This window comes from Stutzerimonas stutzeri, assembly GCF_002909485.1.
GTDB lineage: Bacteria > Pseudomonadota > Gammaproteobacteria > Pseudomonadales > Pseudomonadaceae > Stutzerimonas > Stutzerimonas stutzeri_AH.
This window is the reverse complement of the sequence record NZ_PPXG01000007.1, coordinates 28,631-46,512: the sequence shown is the minus strand read 5'-3', so window position 1 is coordinate 46,512 and position 17,882 is coordinate 28,631. Positions and strand designations below refer to the sequence as shown.

The following is a 17,882-nucleotide window of genomic DNA, read 5'->3' as shown; positions in this document are numbered from 1 at the left end:
GGCGATCAGTTTGCGGCCTGTAGCCGGCGAATGAACGTATCCGCCTCGTCAATGGCGCGCTGCATATCTGCCATCAACTGATCGACATTGCCTTGCAGTGTGCGGTACTCCCCATGCAAAGCGCTGATCGCTCGGGCGTTGAGGTTGTGCTTGAGAAACAGCACCTGGTCCCGTAACACGCTGAGCACCGGCTCGATGCGCTTCTCTGCTGCCTTCATGCGCTGAAGCAATGTCCGGTACTCAGCCCTGGTGCGGCTGAGCTCCTTTGCGCTGGCGGCTTTCAAGCTGGCGTTACTGTATTGCTTGAGCTCGCTTTCCCACTCCTTGAACAACGCGTCAGCCACGTCTTCGACTGCCTCGATGCGAAGTTGAACATCGCGCGCGCTTGCCACGCTGGCTTCGTACTCTCTGTTGAGCGCGTCATAGCGCTTTTCCAGATCACCGCCCTTTACCTCGACGACGCTGCGGTAACGCTCCAGGGCGTCCTTGAACTGCTGCTTGGCTTCCTGCTGGGAGTCACGGGCATCTTCCACTCGATCGACCAGAATGTCGCGCTTATGGATGCCGGCCTTCTCCATGGCTGAGTAGTAGGCGCTCTGACAGCCAGTGAGGGCAAGTAGGGCGCAGCAGGCGAATATGAAGCGACGCATGGTGATTCCTTGTATGCGGGATGACACTGCATAGACAAATGAAAAGGGCGACTTACGTCGCCCTTGGTACATATCGCGTAGGTCAGCCGCGCTGGCGCAGCGCTTCGATGCGCTCTTCCAGCGGTGGGTGGGTCATGAACAGGCCGGCCAGACCATGCTTCAGCGAGCCGTTGATGCCGAATGCCTTGAGTGTGTCAGGCATGTGCACCGGCATGCCTTGTTCGGCGCGCAGGCGCTGCAGTGCCCCGATCATGGCGCTGGTGCCGGCCAGCTGGGCACCGGCCTCGTCGGCACGGTACTCGCGCTTACGCGAGAACCACATGACGATAATGCTGGCGAGCAGGCCCAAAACCAGTTCGGCGAAGATGGTTGCGACGAAGTAGCCAATGCCGTGACCATCCTCATTTTTCAGGATCGCCTTGTCGACGAAATTACCGAAGATGCGCGCGAAGAACATCACGAAGGTGTTCACCACACCCTGGATCAGCGCCAACGTAACCATATCGCCGTTGGCTACGTGGCCGATCTCATGGGCCAGCACTGCCTTGACCTCGTCTGGAGAAAAGCGCTCGAGCAGGCCCTGACTGACTGCGACCAGCGCGTCGTTACGATTCCAGCCGGTGGCGAAGGCGTTGGCTTCGTAGGCAGGGAAAATCCCGACTTCGGGCATCTTAATACCGGCGTCGCGCGACAGCTGTTCAACCGTCTGCAGCAACCACTGCTCATGACGGGTACGTGGCTGGCTGATGATTTCGGTGCGGGTACTCATCTTCGCCATCCACTTGGAGATGAACAGCGAGATCAGCGACCCTGCGAAGCCAAAAACCGCACAGAAGACCAGCAGGCTTCCGTAGTTCTGGCCGGTGTAGCGATCAACCCCGAGCAGCTTCAGGGTGATGCTGGCAATGACCAGTACCGCAAGGTTGGTGGCCAGGAACAAGAAAATGCGCATCATGTTGCGGCAGACTCCAGGGTAGGAATTGAAGAACGATAGGCTATATAAGGTGCGGCCTTGAGCTATTCAACCGAGCGACTATTTCAAGCTATGTCGCTTGCCCAGCCAGGCTCGGGTGCAAAGGTGCACCCAGCTCGTTTTCGAACAGCAGTCGGGCAAGTTGAGCGACACGCTCGCCGTGCCTGTTCTTCAGTGCATCGCGAAGCTGATGGGCGAGGCTCGCCTGAATGCGGAGCACGCTCGGAGGCAGGCTGTGGTCCCCAGTGATGTGTCCCGGGACGCCGCGCGTGAGGCGCACGAAGCCTTTTTCGGTAAGCACCGCCTGGTCAAGCGCCTGGAAATGAATGGTGCTATCGAATCGCAGATAGCCTTCTTCGGCAAGCCAGAGCAGTGCGCTCAAGCAGCTTTGGTGGCGTTTGGAGGGGAGGCCGAACTCATCCGGCTCCTCCCGGCCGATCAGATCTTCGACATAAAGCGCAACCTTGCGCGGAAAGGCCTGATAGAGCATGAGCAGGCCGCTCGCTGCATCCTTGTAGAAATCGTCGATCTGCAGGTCCATCGTTTTACTGCTGATAAGTCTTGAGGAAGTTGCCGATACGTCCAATGGCCTGTTCCAGATCGTCTACGCGGGGGAGGGTGACCACGCGGAAATGATCGGGCCACGGCCAGTTGAATGCCGTGCCCTGGACGATCAACAGCTTTTCGGCCAGCAGCAGGTCGAGCACGAACTTCTCGTCGTTGTGAATCGGACAGATCTTCGGGTCGATGCGCGGGAAGGCGTACAGCGCCCCCATTGGCTTGACGCAGCTGATGCCGGGAATATCGTTGAGCAGCTCCCAGGTGCGATTACGCTGCTCGAGCAGGCGACCCGGCGGCAGTACCAGATCGTTGATGCTCTGGTAGCCGCCCAGTGCGGTCTGGATGGCGTGCTGTGACGGCACGTTGGCGCACAGGCGCATGTTGGCAAGGATATCCAGGCCTTCGATGTAGCTCTGAGCCTTGTGCTTGGGGCCGGAGATCGCTACCCAGCCGGAGCGGAAGCCGGCAACGCGGTACGACTTGGACAGGCCGTTGAAGGTCAGGCACAGCACGTCCGGTGCCAGCGATGCAGTGGAAATGTGCACTGCATCGTCATACAGAATCTTGTCGTAGATCTCGTCGGAGAACAGCACCAGCTTGTGCTGACGGGCCAGCTCGACCATACCCTCAAGCACTTCCTTCGGATAGACCGCGCCGGTAGGGTTGTTCGGGTTGATCAGGACCAGTGCCTTGGTGTTCGACGTGATCTTGGCTTTGATGTCGGCCAGATCCGGCCACCAGTTGGCCTGTTCATCGCAGAGGTAATGCACCGGCTTTCCGCCAGCCAGGCTGACCGCGGCGGTCCACAGCGGGTAGTCCGGCGCGGGAATCAGTACCTCGTCGCCATTGTTGAGCAGGGCCTGCATGGACATGACAATCAGCTCGGATACGCCGTTACCGAGGTAGATATCCTCGATGCCGACGCCCTCCACCTGCTTCTGCTGGTAGTACTGCATGATTGCCTTGCGCGCACTGAACAGGCCTTTCGAATCGCTGTAGCCTTGCGCAGTGGGCAGATTGCGGATCACGTCCTGGAGGATTTCCTCCGGTGCTTCGAAACCGAACGGCGCTGGGTTGCCGATATTCAGCTTGAGGATGCGATGGCCTTCCTCTTCCAGCCGCTTGGCGTGCTTTAGCACGGGCCCGCGGATGTCGTAGCAGACATTGGCGAGCTTGTTCGATTTGCTGACCTGCATGATCCTGAGTGTCCCGAAGTGAAAACGCGCCAGTTCCGGAAATGGCTGGTCACGTTTGGCATGAACCCGGGCGCCTTGGCAGTAGGAAGCCCCGCTGCCAGACTAGGCGTCGAAGAGGGACGCATGATACGTGCGCCCCGACCACCGGAAAAGGTACAGATCGGCCTTTTTTGAGCTGAGGAGTGTATCGATGGATAAGCTGGAAAAACCGCTCGAGGTCTGGCGTGAAGAACTCTCTGACGAGCAGTTCCAGATATGCCGGCTCGGTGCCACAGAGCGCCCGTTCACAGGCAAGTACAACGACACCAAGACAACCGGTATCTATCACTGTGCATGCTGCCGTACACCGCTGTTCGACTCGGATGCCAAGTTCGATTCTGGCTGCGGTTGGCCCAGCTATTTCCAGCCCGTGAGCGATACTGCCATTGCCAGCATCGACGATTTCAGTCACGGCATGCATCGGATCGAGGTCAGATGCGCCCGCTGCGATGCTCATCTTGGTCATGTGTTTCCTGATGGCCCACAGCCAACCGGATTGCGTTACTGCATCAATTCGGCTTCTCTCAATCTGGAACCGCGCGAAGCTTGAGCTCCGCCGGCCGCAAGGAGCCATGTATGCACGATCCATTGTTGGACATCCCCTGCGTCACCATCGAGGGTGAGCAGAAGACGCTCGCTGATTTCGGCGCCAAGGTGCTGCTGGTTGTGAATACTGCCAGTCAGTGTGGTTTCACGCCCCAGTACAAGGGGTTGGAGGAGCTGTGGCAGCGTTATGGCGAGCGCGGGCTGGTGGTGCTTGGTTTTCCATGCAATCAATTTGGTGGGCAGGAGCCGGATGGCGAGCAGGAAATTGCCGCATTCTGTGAGCGACGCTTCGGTGTTTCCTTTCCGCTGTTCGCCAAGGTCGAGGTCAACGGTGGGGAGGCCCATCCGCTATTTATCGAATTGAAAAAGCGAGCGCCTGGCCTGCTGGGCAGCAAGGCTATCAAGTGGAACTTCACCAAATTTCTCGTTGCCGATCAGGGCGGGACGGTGAAGCGATATTCCTCGCGCACCAGCCCTCAAGCGCTGGCCGCAGAAATCGAAGCACTGCTTTAGCGGTTCAGGCAAGGGCGCTGTTAGGCCAGCCCATCGCGAGTTGTTCGGTCCGGTTCAACCGGGCCTTTTAGTATCTGGAGTCTCCATGGATGTCGAATTGAAAGCCTTCCTGCAACGTGCAGAGGGCCTGCTGGCGCGTATCGAGCCGCTGCTACCGGTTCAGCCTCCCGTCATCGATTGGGATCGCACCTTGGCGGCGCGCTGGCAGCGTGACGCCCGCAGCGGCTTCCTGGCGCCGCTGGAAGTCAGTCTGGATCTGAGTCTGGCTGATTTGATCGGCGTTGATCGCCAGCGTGACTTGCTGGCTGCCAATACCCGTCAGTTCGTCGATGGCCTGCCGGCCAATCATGTGCTGCTCTGGGGTGCCCGAGGGACCGGCAAATCCTCGCTGATTCGCGCGTTGCTGGCCGAATATGCCGCGAGCGGGCTGCGCTTGATCGAGATCGAACGTGATCATCTGGCGGATCTGCCGCGAGTTGTCGAGCAACTCGCAGGATTGCGTCAGGCATTCGTTCTGTTTTGTGACGACCTTTCGTTCGAGGCGGGAGAGGGCGATTACCGTGTGCTCAAGAGCGTGCTGGACGGCTCTCTGGAACGAGCACCGGAAAATGTCCTGCTATATGCGACGTCGAACCGCCGGCATTTGGTGCCGGAGCGGCAGAGTGACAACGAAAACTGGCAGATGGTCGACGGCGAACTGCACCCGAACGAAGCGGTGGAAGACAAAATCGCGTTGTCCGACCGTTTTGGTTTATGGCTGTCGTTCTACCCCTTTACCCAGCAACACTACCTCAGCGTGGTGCGTCACTGGATCGACTCGCTGGCGCGCAACGCGAAGTTGCAGTGGGACTGGGATGAAGCGTTGGAGAAGGATGCAATTCGCTGGGCCACCGGACGCGGCAATCGCAATGGCCGCTGTGCCTACCAGTACGCCCGTCAGTGGGTAGGCAAGCGTTTGCTGGAGGCCCGGGGCTGAAGGGATCGTGAAGGGATCGCCAGCAACCACCCGCCATCGCTGGCTGCTGCGCGTATCGCAGCGGGCATTGCCCGGGCGGCGTGGTTCAGGCAGTAGCGGCCTTGCCCATTTCCTTGAGTTTGGCGTTCATGCGCTGCTCGTCCGGCAGCATGCCTGAGGCCGAAGGCAACGCCAGCATACGAGCATGATGACCAGCCAGGCCTGGCCAGCGTTGCGCGTCGAGCTGTTCGCCGCCGTGCGCCATATTGATCAACTGGCAGGCTATGGCAATATCGGCCATCGAGAGCCGATCTCCGACGAAGAAGTGCTGCTGGCCAAGTTGCTGCTCCAGGTAATCGAAGTGCGGTGGTAGCTTCTGCTGCAGAGCTGCCTGCACTGCCTCTTCGTTGCAAGGATGGCCGGAGGTTGGCTTGAGGATTCGGTTGCGGAAGACGGTGAAGGTAGTCAGGGGCGCCAGTTCATAGTCTGCGTACTTTTCCAGCCAGCGGATTCGGCCACGGTCTTGGGCTGTGTCTCCGTAAAGCGCGACGGTATCGGGATAGGCTTCTTCCAGGTGCTGGCAGATGACGCTGGAATCGGCGAGGGTGCAGTCGCCGTCCTTGAGCGCTGGAATGCGGCCTAGGGGATTGATTTCCAGATACCACTGCGGCGGTGTAAAGGGCATGACCGTTTCGAGCTTATAGTCGAGTCCCTTTTCCTGCAGGCACAGGCGCACCTTGCGTACGAAGGGGGAGAGGGGCACGCCGTAAAGGGTTAAAGTCATTATTGTTCTCCGCAGCTAATCGGTTCTTTCAAGGCGCCGGATGGTGAGCCATCAATAGACGTTGTTCTTCTTCCAGAGATCTTCGTCATCGAACGCTTTCAACCCTTCTTCCAGCTCGTTGGGCATTTCTGCTTTGGGCTGCTCGTTATTCAGTACCAGAGCGTTTGAATGCTCGAGCAGCGCCTCCAGCTGTTGCAGCTGGGCTTGGTAAGGGGCCGGTGCCGGCTGGCGGCGAATGTGCTGAATGCCTCGTTCGAACGCCAGGCGCGCGCGCTGTGGCTGGCCCTGCTGCAATGCAAGCTTGCCCAGGCTGGTGAAGAACTCGATATGCAAAATGGCCAACATGCGTTGGATGTCCTGCACCCAGCGTTTGGCCTCAGCTTTCTGCAGCAGCCCTTCTTTGGTCGCATGAACGATCTGCGCATGAAGGTCTTCGAGCATGAAGCGACTTTCCTTGGCTTGCGCTTCGGTCAGAATCTGCCGTGGTGGATTGCGTACCTCGATGCCATCGCCCTTCGCCACGTCAGCGCGTAGCGTCTGAATGCGCGAAGCGAGTTTTTCGTTACCCTTGTCCAGCGGCTGCAGACGCTCGCTCAGGGCGAGTTCGAGCCGCGACAGCAGTAACTTGAGGGCCGGCGTCATCATCTGTCCTGGAAGGCTATCGGACAGATTGGCACAGCGGCGGCAGCGGTCAGTCAAGTCTGCGCGCTTGCGGGCCTTTTCCAAATTGCCCTTTTCGACGATCTGGATCGTGTACACGATGCCGACCAGTAGAAAGGCCCCGGCCAGGACCAGGCCCGTGATCATAAGTGGGGACACTTGATTGTACCTCGCGCGCCGCTGGTCTTTCGCCTGAGTGTAGTGGCTCGGCGGTGCGGCCGATAGCTTCTATTGCAGCTGAGCCACGTAGAGAAATTTTTTTCTAAACTATGCTTGACGACTCTTGGAGGCCTCCATAGAATGCGCGCCACTTGCAGCGTGAAGCACCAAACAGAGCGCTGCAAGCCGGAATGAAACTTGTGGTTTCCGGGCAGCGTCCCCTTCGTCTAGTGGCCTAGGACACCGCCCTTTCACGGCGGTAACAGGGGTTCGAGTCCCCTAGGGGACGCCATTTTTGTTGTAGATAAGCGGGAATAGCTCAGTTGGTAGAGCACGACCTTGCCAAGGTCGGGGTCGCGAGTTCGAGTCTCGTTTCCCGCTCCAAATTCTCTTCGAGTGCTTCTTGGAAGAACTTGAAGATTGAAAAAGCGACCTTAGGGTCGCTTTTTTCGTTTCTGAATCAGGCCTTTTCAGCCGGTGTCTGCAGGCGCGTCCCGCGCTAATCAGTGATCGATGATGTGACAGCATTGGCCGAGGCCGCCGATTATCCTGGCGACCCCTAGACTCGGTTGGCGCTGAACGACTGCTCAGGGCCAGCGTACCTTCAGGTGTACTTGGTGAAGATGCTGCGTACGCGCGCCAGTGTCTCGCCGGTATCCTGGGTTTGATCGTGCAGTGCCTCTTCGATCAGGCAGGTCAGCATCAACCGATAAGCCTTGTCCAGCGCGCTGCGAGCAGCGGAAAACTGCTGGGCGATGGATTCGCAATCCTCGCCACGTTTGATCATTGCCTGGATGCCCCGCACTTGTCCCTCGACCCTCGCGAGCCGTTTCAGCATGGCCTGCTGTTGCGCCTGCAGGTCTGCGGATTCGGCAAGAGTAGTCTGGTCGTTCATGCCGCTACCTCGAAATCAGTGGAATGGTATGTCTGCCACGTTCCGGGTACCGGAGCGGGGACTCATATACGGGTATGGGCATGCTAGCGGCGCGAGCGGTCATGGCCAACTTCTTTCGCTCAGGGCTTGCATAACAATATATAAAAAAATATATTGTTTTCATCTTAAGCGTTTTGGTTTTCGTCATGGGCCCCGATTTGGATATAGAGCAACTGCGAGCCAACGCGGCTTCCGCCGGTGCCTTGCTAAAGGCTCTGGCCAACCCTGATCGCCTGTTGCTGCTTTGTCAGCTCTCGCAGGGTGAGCGCAATGTCTCCGAGCTCGAACAACTTTTGGGTATCCAGCAGCCGACATTGTCGCAGCAGCTGGCTGTGCTCAGGCGAGAAGGCCTAGTGGCTACGCGTCGCGAGGGCAAACAGATCCACTATCGAATAAGCAGCCCGGAAGCTTTGGCCGTGATCACCACGCTTTATCAGTTGTTCTGCGAGGGAGATCGACAATGACCATCGACTGGATCAGCTTCACGCCGTGGTCTGCACTCGCTGGTGGCGTATTGATTGGTGCTGCAGCGAGCCTGTTTGTTCTGCTCAACGGGCGTATCGCAGGTATCAGTGGGCTGCTCGCCAGCGCGCTGCAGCGCGGCGCGGAGGGCAGAGGTGAAAAGCTGTTGTTTCTGCTGGGTGTGCTGGTCGCGCCGCTGCTGTGGATGCTGTTCGGTACGTTGCCGGCCTTGGAGTTTCAGTCCGGCTGGCTCGGGTTGGTGGTGGCTGGTCTGCTGGTCGGCCTGGGCACCCGCTATGGCGCCGGATGTACCAGTGGCCATGGGGTGTGCGGCATTTCGCGACTGTCTGTGCGCTCCATCGTCGCCACATTGGCTTTCATGGCCGCTGGCTTTGCCACCGTCTTTGTTCTGCGTCATCAGCTTGGAGGATGAGCATGCGCAAGCTGGCTTCGTTTGCTGCCGGGCTGTTGTTCGGGGTGGGGTTGTTACTTTCGGGAATGGCCAATCCGGCGAAGGTTATCGGCTTTCTAGATATCACTGGCGCCTGGGACCCATCGCTTGCGCTGGTTATGGCCGGCGCTATCGGTACGGCACTCCTGCCGTTTACGTGGGCCAAGGCGCGTAAGCGCTCGCTGCTTGGTGCTCCCATGCAGTTACCCAACAAGCGCGAACTCGATGGACGGCTGATCGGCGGCAGTCTGCTGTTTGGAGTGGGCTGGGGTATCGCTGGCATCTGCCCGGGGCCAGCTATTGCCGTACTGCTGAGCGGGCATTGGCAGGTCGTGCTTTTCGTTCTCGCCATGCTAGGCGGGATGCTGTTGTTCTCTGCGCTGGAACGCCGGCGCACTTGCTGACCGGGAGGTCATTATGAAAGCCAACGTTGGAACCATCGATCGGACACTACGTATCGTAATCGGCATTGCGCTGATCGGCCTGAGCCTGGCCGGAGTAATCGGCGTGTGGGGCTGGATCGGCCTATTACCGCTGGCCACCGGTATCTTTCGCTTCTGCCCGGCCTATACGCTGCTTGGCATCAAGACCTGCAAAGCCTGCAACACCAAGGCATAACGGCTGCTGTGCTGCAGACCACGAAAGGCCGACGGTGATGTCGGCCTTTTCGCTGGTGCAGATTTACCTTTGTGTCGTTATTCGAAGCTCGGCAGGCTCGGCTTGACCGCCGCTTTTCCGGCTGCGGTCCATGCGTCGAAACCGCCGGCGATAGATTTCACGTTCAAATAACCCATTTGCCGCAGCGAAGCGGCTGCCAGCGCCGCACGGCCGCTGGTTTTGCAGTAGAGCACGATGTTCAGATCGCGTGCGCCCAGCTCAGGCGTTCCGCTGAGCTTGAATTCCAGCAAGCCGCGCGGAATGTTCAGCGCACCGCTGACATGGCCCTCCCGGAATTCGTCTGCTTCACGTACATCGATTACCACATCGGCCGCCTGGATCGCTGCCTCGGCCTCAGCCAGCGGTATCTCCTGGATGCCGGCCCGAGCCTGCTCGACGAGATCATGTGCGGTTTTCATTCTGCGTTCTCCTTGATGCTGGAAAAGTGGTCGCGCTGTCGTTCCACTGCGTGACGGGTGGTATGAGGGTCCAGGTTGAGCAGGGCTTCGTACTGGCTGATGAACACCTGGCCGCCGAAATGTTCGAGAAAATCAGTGCGCCGTAGCCGATCCATCACCGGGCCTTTCACTTCGGAGAAATGCAGCTGAATGCCGGCGGTACGAAGGCGTGCTGCTATGGCTTCGAGGCTTTCCAGGGCGCTGGCGTCGATCAGGTTTACGCCGGGACACATGAGTACCAGATGCTCGGCCTGTGGATGGCGGCCAATGAGCTCGGCGATGCGGTCTTCCAGAAAGCGCGCATTGGGGAAGTACAGGCTCTCGTCGACGCGCACCGACAAGACCTTGTCGCTCTGCACTACGGCGAAGCGTTCGATATTTCGGAAATGCTCACTGCCAGGCAGTTGCCCGACCACGGCGATATGCGGTTGGCTGGTGCGCCAGAGGAAGAGCAACAATGACAGACCGACCCCGAGGATGATGCCGCTCTCCACGCCAATCAGCAGCACGCCGAGCATTGTCGCGGCCATCGCTGAGGCGTCCTGGGGAGAGTATCGCCAGGTACGCTGAAGCGCGGCGAGGTCCACCAGGCTGAGCACCGCAACAATGATCGTCGCGGCCAGCACGGCATGTGGCAGGTTGTGAAATAGCGGCGTGAAAAACGCGACAGTCAGAGCGATGCCCGCTGCGGTCAGGGCGCCGGCCAACGGTGTTTGAGCGCCTGCGTCGAAGTTGACCACCGAGCGGGCAAAGCCACCAGTAACTGGAAAGCCGCCGCTTAGGGCAGCGGCAACATTGGCGCCGCCGAGGGCCACCAGTTCCTGGTTGGGCTCGATGCGTTCTCGTCTTTTGGCTGCAAGGGTCTGCGCCACGGAGACAGATTCGACGAAGCCGACCAGGCTGATCAGCACTGCAGCCGGCAGCAGCTGCATGGCCAGGGCAAGGTTCAGCGACGGCAGGTTCATCGAAGGCAGTCCGCTGGGCACCTCGCCGACTACCCGCACTCCAGCGTCGGCGAGCTGAAAGGTACTGACGGCCGCTATCGCAAGGAGCAGGGCTGCGACTGGCCCAATTTTCGACAGCGTTCCGGCAGTCCGAGGACTCATGCCGAGCCGTTGCAGCCGGTCGCCGAGCTGGCTGCGTATCAGATAAAGAAATATCAGGCTGGTGACGCCGACGCCTAGCGTCGGCAGGTGCGTTTGCGGCAAGCCAGCGACCAAGCCTTGGGCCAGCTCTAACGCGTTTTCACCGACGATCGAGATGCCGAGGATGTGCTTGAGCTGGCCAAGGGCAATGAGAATGCCTGAGGCGCTGATGAATCCGGAAATCACCGGATGGCTGAGAAAATTTGCAATGAAGCCCAGCCGCAACGCGGCCATGACCAGCATGATCGCACCAGAGAGCAACGCCAGCAGCATTGCCGCGCCTGCGTACTCCGCGCTTCCAGCAGCGAACAGCGGCCCTAGGGCTGCGGCGGTCATCAGCGATACCACTGCAACCGGGCCAACCGCCAGGGTGCGGCTGGTGCCAAAGAGGGTATAGGCAATCAGCGGCAAGATGCTGGCGTAAAGGCCGGTTACCGGCGGCAAACCTGCGAGCATTGCGTAAGCCAAGCTCTGCGGTATCAGCATCAGGGTCACGATCAGCGCCGCGAGGCTGTCCTTGGCTGCCGCTGCCCGGTTGTAGTCTTTCGCCCAGCCCAGGCATGGCAGGTAACGGGCCAGCCGCTGCTGCATCACTTTTTCTCCTGGGTGAAGTCGCAGGCGCTGGACGCCTCAGCCGGACGCGGCTCGAAATCCAGGTGTTTCGGCTCGGCCAGCCACTCATGCCCTTTGAGCATCATGTCGTAGTAGATCGACGGCATCCATTGGGTCTTCAGCCGCCAGGCCAGGCGTCTTGGCACACGTGGATCGAGCGGGAAGGTCGGCAGCAGTTTGCCGCCGTAGCCGAACTCGGCAAGGATCACCTTGCCACGCTCGACCGTCAGCGGGCAGAAACCGTAGCCGTCATAGATCGCTCGAGGCCCCTTGCCGTCGAGCACGCTCAGGATGTTTTCCGCTACCACTGGTGCCTGCTTGCGCACAGCTGCGGCGGTCTTGGCGTTGGGGGCGGAGCAGACGTCGCCAAGACTGAATATGTTGCCGAAGCGCGGGTGACGCAGGGTTTCGTGCTCTGCTTCGAACCAGCCGTCGGCGTTAGCCAGAGCGCTCTGGCGGATGAAGTCCGGCGCATGCTGCGGCGGCACCAGATGCAGCAGATCGAAGTCACGCTCCACCGTAGTGCTCTGTCCGGTGCCGTCGGTGGCTTTAAACCAGGCCTTTTGTGCCGGCCCGTCGATTGCCACCAGGTTGTGGTTGAAGTTCAGCCGGGCACCGTAGCGTTCGACGTACTGCATTAGCGCGGGCACGAAGTCGGCGACGCCGAACAGCACCGCGCCGGCCGAACAGAAGTCGACCTCGATGTCCTGCAGCACGCCTTGCTGGCGCCAGTGATCGCAGGACAGATACATGGCCTTCTGCGGTGCGCCGGCACACTTGATCGGCATCGGCGGCTGAGTGAACAGCGCCTTGCCACCGCGCAGGCTCTGCACCAATTGCCAGGTATAGGGCGCCAGCTCGAAGGCGTAGTTAGAGGTCACGCCAAACTTGCCAAGGCTGTCGCGGGCGCCTTCGATAGCATCCCAATCGAGGCTCAATCCAGGGCATACCACCAGTGCTCGATAGCCTATGCGGCTGCCGTCTTCGAGCACCACTTGCTGATGCTCCGGCTCGAATGCTTCGGCAGCCGCGCGGATCCATTGCGCCTTGGACGGAATGCAGCGACTCATCGCGCGCTCGGTCGCGGCGCGGTCGAACACGCCGGCGCCTACCAGCGTCCAGCCGGGCTGATAGTAGTGCTGGTCCCGCGGCTCGATTATGGCGACGCGCAAATCAGGGTTGCGTTTGAGCAGGCTGGCAGTCACGGCGCAGCCGGCCGCACCGCCGCCAACCACCAGCACGTCGTAGCGCGGTGTAGCGGCGAATCGTGTCGCAGAGAGGAGCAGCTGATCGCCCTCGGACTGCCAGTGCTGCTGCAGCCGCGGCAAAAGGGCGCTCAGATCGTAGTCCGCCTGCTGCGCTGTTTTCAGCAGTACCTGCGGATCCAGATGGTGTGCCTCGGCCAGCGCCCAGAGCGAGGCCGATCGGGTCCCGGTCCTGCAGAACGCCAATGCCGGCCCCTTGATCCGCTCCAGCAGTGCGCGAAAGTCCGCGATATCGGCGTCACTGATCTGGCCGGATACCACCGGCAGGAAGTGGTACTCGAGCCCCGAATCCTCGGCGGCGATGCGCATCGCCTCGCTCGACGGCTGAGCTTCACCCTCGTTGTCCGGACGATTGTTGATGACGCAGCGAAAGCCGCTGCTGGCCAGCAGTGCTATGTCCGACGGTTGCAGTTGGGCGGCGACGGAGATGAAGGGTGTCAGGCGTTTTAGAGTTTGCATGTGACGGCCTCCACGCTCGGCTTACAGCACGTCCAGAGGGATCTTCAGATAGCGCGTGCCGTTGCTTTCGGGGCTGGGCAGCTCGCCGCCGCGCATGTTGATCTGCACCGAAGGCAGGATCAGCGTAGGCATGCCCAAGGTTGCGTCCCGCTCGGTGCGCATGGCGACGAACTGGTCCTCAGTGATGCCACTGTGTACGTGCACGTTGCTTTCGCGTTCGGCGGCGATAGTCGTCTCATAGAGGAACTCTTCTCGGCCCGGCGCCTTGTAGTCGTGGCACATGAATACCCGCGTGTCGCCCGGCAGGGCGAACAGTTTCTGGATCGACTGATACAGCATGCGCGCGTCTCCGCCGGGGAAGTCGCAGCGGGCAGTGCCGTAATCGGGCATGAACAGCGTATCGCCTACGAACGCCGCGTCGCCGATGACGTATGTCATGCAGGCGGGCGTGTGGCCGGGCGTGTGGATTGCGCGCGCCTGGACGTCGCCCACCTGGAAGGTGTCGCCATCGTGAAACAGATGGTCGAACTGGCGGCCATCGGTAGCAAAATCGGTACCGGCATTGAACAACTTGCCGAATGTGTCCTGCACAACGGTGATCCGATCACCGATTGCCAGCTGGCCGCCAAGTTGTTGCTTCAGATAAGGCGCGGCGCTCAGGTGGTCAGCATGCACATGGGTCTCAAGCAACCATTGCACCTTCAGCTCATGCTCACGTACGTAAGCGATTAAACGCTCCGCGCTGGTATGGGAGGTGCGGCCCGACGCCGCGTCGTAGTCCAGCACCGAATCGATCAGCGCGCATTGACGCGTAACGGGGTCGCTGACCACGTAGCTGTAAGTGAAGGTAGCGGGATCGAAGAAAGCTTCAATGTGGGCATTCATGGGGTGCGCCTCTTCTATATTCATATACCGGCGGGGGTATTCGTGTGATGCCTGATCTTAGCTCTGAAGTTGGTTATATGCTTAGAATTAATAGTTATTAATGGTCGGGGTCGTTTCGCGTGTGGGCATGACGCACGCTGGCCGCAGGCTGAGCGCTAGGCCAGCCAAAGAGTGACTGATCAGAGGGTGCTGGTTCGGGCTTCGTCACTGACGATATGTCCGTCGACCAGCTGGATGGTCCGCTCACAATCCGCAGCGAGTCGCGGATCATGGGTTACCACCAGCACCGCGCAGCCAAATTGAGCATTGATGCGATGGAACAGTTCGAACACGCTTTGCGCGGTGCGACTGTCCAGATTGCCGGTCGGCTCGTCGGCCAGCAGCAGAGGAGGGCGCGTGACCAGCGCTCGGGCGATGGCCACCCGTTGCTGCTGACCACCGGAGATCTGCGTTGGCTTCTTGTCGGCGAACTGGCTCAGCCCGACTTCGTCGAGTAGGCCGCGCGCCAGTTCGATATCCGCGCTCGATGGCTTGCCGTGGCGGATCATCAACGGCATCAGCACATTTTCCAGCACGCTGAAGGCCGAGATCAGGTGGTGAAACTGGAACACGAAGCCAATCGCCTGGTTGCGCAGGTGGGTGCGGGTTTCGTCGTCGCTGTCGCGTGTCGCTTGTCCCAGCAGGTACAGCTCGCCGGAACTGGGCGCATCGAGCAGCCCGATCAGGTTCAGCAGCGTGCTTTTGCCTGAGCCGGACGGCCCGATCAGTGCTGTGAGCTCGCCGCGGCACAGGCGGAGGTCGATACCGTGCAGTACTTGCGTTTCCAGTGGCGTGCCAGGATTGAAAACCTTGCGCACCTGATCCAGGCGCAGGACCTCGTTTGCATTGGTGGCCAGATCAGACATAACGAATTGCCACCGCAGGGTCGTAACGTGCCGCGCGGCGCGCCGGCATGGCAGCCGCCAACACGCCGGTGATCGTGGCGATCAGCATGGCCAGCGGTACCAGTGTCGGGTCGACGGGGATATCGAACAGGCGCGGGCCGGCTATATTGAACACCTGCACCAGCCCCCATCCAACGCCGCCGCCGCAGGCCGAGCCGAGCAGTCCGAGTAGCCCACCCTGCAGCAGGAACACGCGCAGGATCTGCCCACGTGGACTACCCATGGCGCGCAGGATGCCGATCTCTCGGGTACGCTGAACCACACTAACGGCCAGCACGCTGGCGATGCCGAACGCCACGGAGATACCGACGAATACGCGGATCATTTCGGTGGTCATGCTTTGCGAACTGAGGGCATTGAGCAGTTGCCCGTTGGTTTCCATCCAGCTCTCGGCGCGCAGCCCGGTGAGGCGAGCCAGGCGCGTGGCGACCTGGTCGGCCTCGAAGATTTCCGCGACTGTGGTATCGATTACTGTGACTCCACCCGGCAGGTCGAGCAGCGTCTGCGCCTGCTTCAAATCCAGGTAAACGTAACGTGCGTCCAGTTCGCGCACGCCCAACTCGAAGATGCCTGCGATATCGACTACGGTTTCCCGGCCTTCGCCCGCATCCAGTCGCAGCTTGTCACCGATGCCCAGGCCCAGGTCACGGGCGAGTTCCTTGCCGATCACCGCGTTGCCGGCGCCGACCACCAGCTGGCCTGCGATGAGGTCGCGGCTGAGGGGGATGATGCGCTGGTAACGCTGCGGATCGATGCCGAGCAAGGCCACCGAAGCACGGGCCACGCCGCGTCGAGCGATGGCCGGGCCGCTGATTACCGGTGACACCGCGAGGATCTGCGAGTCCTGATCGAGCACATCGCGAACATCCTGCCAATTGATGATCGAGCGCAGCCGTTGTGCCCTTGGGCTCTCCAGCACCAGTGACCAGCTACCGTCATCTACAGGCAAGGTGCGGTTGACTTCATCCGGCGGCAGGATGCGGATATGTGCCTGGGTGCCGAGCGTGCGTTCGACCACGTTGGCCTGCAGGCCGGTGATCAATGCGGTAATGAAAACGATCACCGCCGAGCCGACGGCGATGCCGAAGATGATCAGCAGCGATTGCATACGGTTGTCCAGCAGGAAGCGCAGGGCGATCGTCCATTCGGTCCACAACGAGTCGGCGAGGCGCATGCCAATCAGTCCTGAATGCCGCTGGGGATCTGTTGCTCGACTACCCGCACGCGCTTGCCCTCTTCGGCGTCAGCGATCAGCACCAGGTCACCGGCTTCCAGACCATCGATGACCTCGCTCAATGCGGTGCCCAGCAGGCCCAGACGTACGTTGACCCGTTCGACCCGTCCAGCGTTGACCCGCAGTACCTGAGCACGCGCGCCGTCGCGCGCGCGCAGTGCATCGTTGGGCAGCACCAGTGCTTGTTCGCGACGGCCAGTCTCGATGTTCACCGAAACCGTCATGCCCTGGCGGAGAAGGTCGGTCGGCTCTTGCAGGTCCAGATGAACATCGATGGTCCCGCGGGCTGTGTCGACGCTGGGTGCGATAAAGCTGACTCGCGCCGTCAGCACGCGGTCGGGGTAGGCATCGGCGATGATCTTCGCCGCTTGGCCCAGTTCGATTGGGGCCAGATTCTTCTCGTCCAGCGGCAACAGAATTTCGCTGCTGCCTGAGCGGGCGATGGCCAACAACGTGCGGCCCGGTTGGACCAGGTCGCCGGGCTCGACATCGCGCGTCTGCACGATGCCGTCGACCTGCGCGTGAATACGGGTTTTTGCGAGCGCTGCGCGAGCCGCTTCCAGGCGCTGACGCAATACCTGCTCCTCGCTGCCCCCTGCGGCCACGGTGGCAGCGGCGAAACGGGCGCGATCACGTATGACCCGTGCGGTCAGCTCCGCACGGCGGGCCTGCTCCAGCGGTTCGGAGGCTAGGATTTTGCGTTCGAAGAGCGTCTCACGGCGCTGCAGCTCTCGGCTCGCCTGTTCCAGATTGTGCTGTGCCTCGCGCAATGTGGCTTGCGCCTGTGGGCGGGTGGAATCGATCAGTTGCTGCAGGCTGGCCTCGGCTTCAAGCACGCGGGCTCGCTGCTCGTCGTCGCGTAGCTCGAGCAACAGATCGCCGGCCTTCACCGCGTCACCCTCACGCACATGGCGCGCAGCAATGACACCGGTTATCTCGCTGCCTACCTGTGCCAGCGATTGGCTATCCACCTCGCCGCTGGCGACTACACGTTGCACCAGCGGTCGTGCTTCAACGCGATAGGCTGGCAATTGCGGGCCTTGCAGTTGGCGCCAGAACAGCCAGGCGCCAAGCAGCACGAGTGCAACGAGCAGCGGAAATGCGCGGCGGGTGGATTTTTCGGCTGGCACGACGGACCACTCCCTGATGCGGCCCGTGACGGCCATCAAATCGTTTCAAGCTTACGGACAACTTCCGGCAATTGGTACAAGGCCAATGGCTACGAGGCATAGCGTCGCATTGCTGATCAAGGGCAGATGGCTTTCGCGCTGCGATGGCGGTCCATGGGGATGTCCTATCGCGGCGATAGGCTCAGGTTCCGAGAGGGGCGGAGTACACTG

The 17,882-nt window shown here is 60.6% G+C and carries 21 protein-coding genes and 2 tRNA genes; 9 read left to right on the top strand and 14 right to left on the bottom strand.

The genetic code is table 11. The annotated features are described in order from the left end of the window. Positions 1-5: 5 nt before the first annotated feature. The 4 genes from CXK91_RS16685 to CXK91_RS16670 form a co-directional block, all read right to left on the bottom strand. Positions 6-650, bottom strand: a complete 645-nt coding sequence (locus CXK91_RS16685) for a DUF2959 domain-containing protein (RefSeq protein ID WP_003280427.1) — start codon at positions 648-650, stop codon at positions 6-8. 82 nt (positions 651-732) lie between these two features. Further along, positions 733-1,605 carry a protease HtpX gene (htpX, locus tag CXK91_RS16680; protein WP_003280429.1) on the bottom strand — a complete coding sequence of 291 codons (873 nt, stop codon included), beginning with the start codon at positions 1,603-1,605 and terminating at the stop codon, positions 733-735. An 88-nt stretch (positions 1,606-1,693) separates the two neighbouring features. After that, positions 1,694-2,164: a hypothetical protein gene (locus CXK91_RS16675; RefSeq protein ID WP_103457214.1), complete on the bottom strand. Its 471-nt coding sequence runs from the start codon at positions 2,162-2,164 to the stop codon at positions 1,694-1,696. A gap of 4 nt (positions 2,165-2,168) precedes the next feature. Next, positions 2,169-3,380 carry a pyridoxal phosphate-dependent aminotransferase gene (locus CXK91_RS16670; RefSeq protein ID WP_003280433.1) on the bottom strand — a complete coding sequence of 404 codons (1,212 nt, stop codon included), beginning with the start codon at positions 3,378-3,380 and terminating at the stop codon, positions 2,169-2,171. 190 nt (positions 3,381-3,570) lie between these two features. Here CXK91_RS16670 and msrB point away from each other — a divergent pair, with 190 nt between their 5' ends. From msrB to CXK91_RS16655, 3 genes are all read left to right on the top strand, one after another. Beyond that, positions 3,571-3,969 carry a peptide-methionine (R)-S-oxide reductase MsrB gene (msrB, locus tag CXK91_RS16665; RefSeq protein ID WP_003280434.1) on the top strand — a complete coding sequence of 133 codons (399 nt, stop codon included), beginning with the start codon at positions 3,571-3,573 and terminating at the stop codon, positions 3,967-3,969. Positions 3,970-3,995: 26 nt separating this feature from the next. Further along, positions 3,996-4,478, top strand: a complete 483-nt coding sequence (locus tag CXK91_RS16660) for a glutathione peroxidase (protein WP_103457213.1) — start codon at positions 3,996-3,998, stop codon at positions 4,476-4,478. Positions 4,479-4,563: 85 nt separating this feature from the next. Continuing rightward, a complete protein-coding gene (locus CXK91_RS16655) occupies positions 4,564-5,454 on the top strand; it encodes an ATP-binding protein (RefSeq protein WP_102819546.1) in 891 nt (296 codons plus the stop codon). An 85-nt stretch (positions 5,455-5,539) separates the two neighbouring features. Here CXK91_RS16655 and CXK91_RS16650 read toward each other — a convergent pair whose 3' ends face one another. Continuing rightward, the gene (locus tag CXK91_RS16650; protein WP_103457212.1) at positions 5,540-6,217 is read right to left on the bottom strand and encodes a glutathione S-transferase family protein; all 678 of its coding nucleotides are present in this window, start codon (positions 6,215-6,217) and stop codon (positions 5,540-5,542) included. Between the two features lie 51 nt (positions 6,218-6,268). Beyond that, positions 6,269-7,024 carry a hypothetical protein gene (locus tag CXK91_RS16645; protein ID WP_003280439.1) on the bottom strand — a complete coding sequence of 252 codons (756 nt, stop codon included), beginning with the start codon at positions 7,022-7,024 and terminating at the stop codon, positions 6,269-6,271. 228 nt (positions 7,025-7,252) lie between these two features. Between CXK91_RS16645 and CXK91_RS16640 the strand changes: the two genes are divergently transcribed. Together CXK91_RS16640 and CXK91_RS16635 are read left to right on the top strand one after the other, a co-directional pair. After that, positions 7,253-7,328 (top strand) — tRNA-Glu (locus CXK91_RS16640). A 16-nt stretch (positions 7,329-7,344) separates the two neighbouring features. Further along, positions 7,345-7,420, top strand: a tRNA-Gly gene (locus CXK91_RS16635). A 220-nt stretch (positions 7,421-7,640) separates the two neighbouring features. Here CXK91_RS16635 and CXK91_RS16630 read toward each other — a convergent pair. Continuing rightward, the gene (locus tag CXK91_RS16630; RefSeq protein ID WP_003280478.1) at positions 7,641-7,931 is read right to left on the bottom strand and encodes a metal-sensing transcriptional repressor; all 291 of its coding nucleotides are present in this window, start codon (positions 7,929-7,931) and stop codon (positions 7,641-7,643) included. 185 nt (positions 7,932-8,116) lie between these two features. Here CXK91_RS16630 and CXK91_RS16625 point away from each other — a divergent pair, with 185 nt between their 5' ends. The 4 genes from CXK91_RS16625 to CXK91_RS16610 are packed head-to-tail and all read left to right on the top strand — an operon-like array spanning position 8,117 to position 9,501. Beyond that, positions 8,117-8,434: an ArsR/SmtB family transcription factor gene (locus tag CXK91_RS16625; protein ID WP_003280480.1), complete on the top strand. Its 318-nt coding sequence runs from the start codon at positions 8,117-8,119 to the stop codon at positions 8,432-8,434. After that, the gene (locus CXK91_RS16620) at positions 8,431-8,865 is read left to right on the top strand and encodes a YeeE/YedE family protein (RefSeq protein ID WP_058064707.1); all 435 of its coding nucleotides are present in this window, start codon (positions 8,431-8,433) and stop codon (positions 8,863-8,865) included. The genes CXK91_RS16625 and CXK91_RS16620 overlap by 4 nt, the downstream gene beginning before the upstream one ends. A gap of 2 nt (positions 8,866-8,867) precedes the next feature. Continuing rightward, on the top strand, positions 8,868-9,287 hold the full coding sequence (locus CXK91_RS16615; protein WP_103457211.1) for a DUF6691 family protein: 420 nt from the start codon (positions 8,868-8,870) through the stop codon (positions 9,285-9,287). A 13-nt stretch (positions 9,288-9,300) separates the two neighbouring features. Then, entirely contained in the window at positions 9,301-9,501 is a 201-nt protein-coding gene (locus CXK91_RS16610) for a YgaP family membrane protein (RefSeq protein ID WP_003280485.1), read from the top strand. A 77-nt stretch (positions 9,502-9,578) separates the two neighbouring features. Here the strand turns inward: CXK91_RS16610 and CXK91_RS16605 are convergent, their stop codons facing one another. From CXK91_RS16605 to CXK91_RS16575, 7 genes are all read right to left on the bottom strand, one after another. Continuing rightward, positions 9,579-9,959: a rhodanese-like domain-containing protein gene (locus CXK91_RS16605; protein ID WP_103457210.1), complete on the bottom strand. Its 381-nt coding sequence runs from the start codon at positions 9,957-9,959 to the stop codon at positions 9,579-9,581. Continuing rightward, on the bottom strand, positions 9,956-11,734 hold the full coding sequence (locus CXK91_RS16600; protein WP_103457209.1) for a SulP family inorganic anion transporter: 1,779 nt from the start codon (positions 11,732-11,734) through the stop codon (positions 9,956-9,958). Before CXK91_RS16600 ends, CXK91_RS16605 begins: the two co-directional genes overlap by 4 nt. Continuing rightward, positions 11,734-13,479, bottom strand: coding sequence for a bifunctional protein tyrosine phosphatase family protein/NAD(P)/FAD-dependent oxidoreductase (locus tag CXK91_RS16595; RefSeq protein ID WP_103457208.1), 1,746 nt, complete (start codon positions 13,477-13,479; stop codon positions 11,734-11,736). Before CXK91_RS16595 ends, CXK91_RS16600 begins: the two co-directional genes overlap by 1 nt. A gap of 21 nt (positions 13,480-13,500) precedes the next feature. Further along, on the bottom strand, positions 13,501-14,364 hold the full coding sequence (locus tag CXK91_RS16590) for an MBL fold metallo-hydrolase (protein ID WP_103457207.1): 864 nt from the start codon (positions 14,362-14,364) through the stop codon (positions 13,501-13,503). 179 nt (positions 14,365-14,543) lie between these two features. Next, positions 14,544-15,269, bottom strand: coding sequence for an ABC transporter ATP-binding protein (locus tag CXK91_RS16585; protein ID WP_103457206.1), 726 nt, complete (start codon positions 15,267-15,269; stop codon positions 14,544-14,546). After that, complete coding sequence (locus CXK91_RS16580; RefSeq protein WP_003280494.1) at positions 15,262-16,482, bottom strand: ABC transporter permease; 1,221 nt, start codon at positions 16,480-16,482, stop codon at positions 15,262-15,264. The genes CXK91_RS16585 and CXK91_RS16580 overlap by 8 nt, the downstream gene beginning before the upstream one ends. Before the next feature lie 5 nt (positions 16,483-16,487). Further along, positions 16,488-17,672, bottom strand: coding sequence for an efflux RND transporter periplasmic adaptor subunit (locus CXK91_RS16575; protein WP_103457433.1), 1,185 nt, complete (start codon positions 17,670-17,672; stop codon positions 16,488-16,490). Between the last annotated feature and the right edge of the window lie 210 nt (positions 17,673-17,882).

Coding starts and splice junctions, on each gene's coding strand:
- CXK91_RS16685 (WP_003280427.1), bottom strand. CDS start 650: ATGCGTCGCTTCATATTCGCCTGCTGCGCCCTACTTGCCCTCACTGGC.
- htpX (WP_003280429.1), bottom strand. CDS start 1,605: ATGATGCGCATTTTCTTGTTCCTGGCCACCAACCTTGCGGTACTGGTC.
- CXK91_RS16675 (WP_103457214.1), bottom strand. CDS start 2,164: ATGGACCTGCAGATCGACGATTTCTACAAGGATGCAGCGAGCGGCCTG.
- CXK91_RS16670 (WP_003280433.1), bottom strand. CDS start 3,380: ATGCAGGTCAGCAAATCGAACAAGCTCGCCAATGTCTGCTACGACATC.
- msrB (WP_003280434.1), top strand. CDS start 3,571: ATGGATAAGCTGGAAAAACCGCTCGAGGTCTGGCGTGAAGAACTCTCT.
- CXK91_RS16660 (WP_103457213.1), top strand. CDS start 3,996: ATGCACGATCCATTGTTGGACATCCCCTGCGTCACCATCGAGGGTGAG.
- CXK91_RS16655 (WP_102819546.1), top strand. CDS start 4,564: ATGGATGTCGAATTGAAAGCCTTCCTGCAACGTGCAGAGGGCCTGCTG.
- CXK91_RS16650 (WP_103457212.1), bottom strand. CDS start 6,217: ATGACTTTAACCCTTTACGGCGTGCCCCTCTCCCCCTTCGTACGCAAG.
- CXK91_RS16645 (WP_003280439.1), bottom strand. CDS start 7,024: ATGATCACGGGCCTGGTCCTGGCCGGGGCCTTTCTACTGGTCGGCATC.
- CXK91_RS16630 (WP_003280478.1), bottom strand. CDS start 7,931: ATGAACGACCAGACTACTCTTGCCGAATCCGCAGACCTGCAGGCGCAA.
- CXK91_RS16625 (WP_003280480.1), top strand. CDS start 8,117: ATGGGCCCCGATTTGGATATAGAGCAACTGCGAGCCAACGCGGCTTCC.
- CXK91_RS16620 (WP_058064707.1), top strand. CDS start 8,431: ATGACCATCGACTGGATCAGCTTCACGCCGTGGTCTGCACTCGCTGGT.
- CXK91_RS16615 (WP_103457211.1), top strand. CDS start 8,868: ATGCGCAAGCTGGCTTCGTTTGCTGCCGGGCTGTTGTTCGGGGTGGGG.
- CXK91_RS16610 (WP_003280485.1), top strand. CDS start 9,301: ATGAAAGCCAACGTTGGAACCATCGATCGGACACTACGTATCGTAATC.
- CXK91_RS16605 (WP_103457210.1), bottom strand. CDS start 9,959: ATGAAAACCGCACATGATCTCGTCGAGCAGGCTCGGGCCGGCATCCAG.
- CXK91_RS16600 (WP_103457209.1), bottom strand. CDS start 11,734: ATGCAGCAGCGGCTGGCCCGTTACCTGCCATGCCTGGGCTGGGCGAAA.
- CXK91_RS16595 (WP_103457208.1), bottom strand. CDS start 13,479: ATGCAAACTCTAAAACGCCTGACACCCTTCATCTCCGTCGCCGCCCAA.
- CXK91_RS16590 (WP_103457207.1), bottom strand. CDS start 14,364: ATGAATGCCCACATTGAAGCTTTCTTCGATCCCGCTACCTTCACTTAC.
- CXK91_RS16585 (WP_103457206.1), bottom strand. CDS start 15,269: ATGTCTGATCTGGCCACCAATGCAAACGAGGTCCTGCGCCTGGATCAG.
- CXK91_RS16580 (WP_003280494.1), bottom strand. CDS start 16,482: ATGCGCCTCGCCGACTCGTTGTGGACCGAATGGACGATCGCCCTGCGC.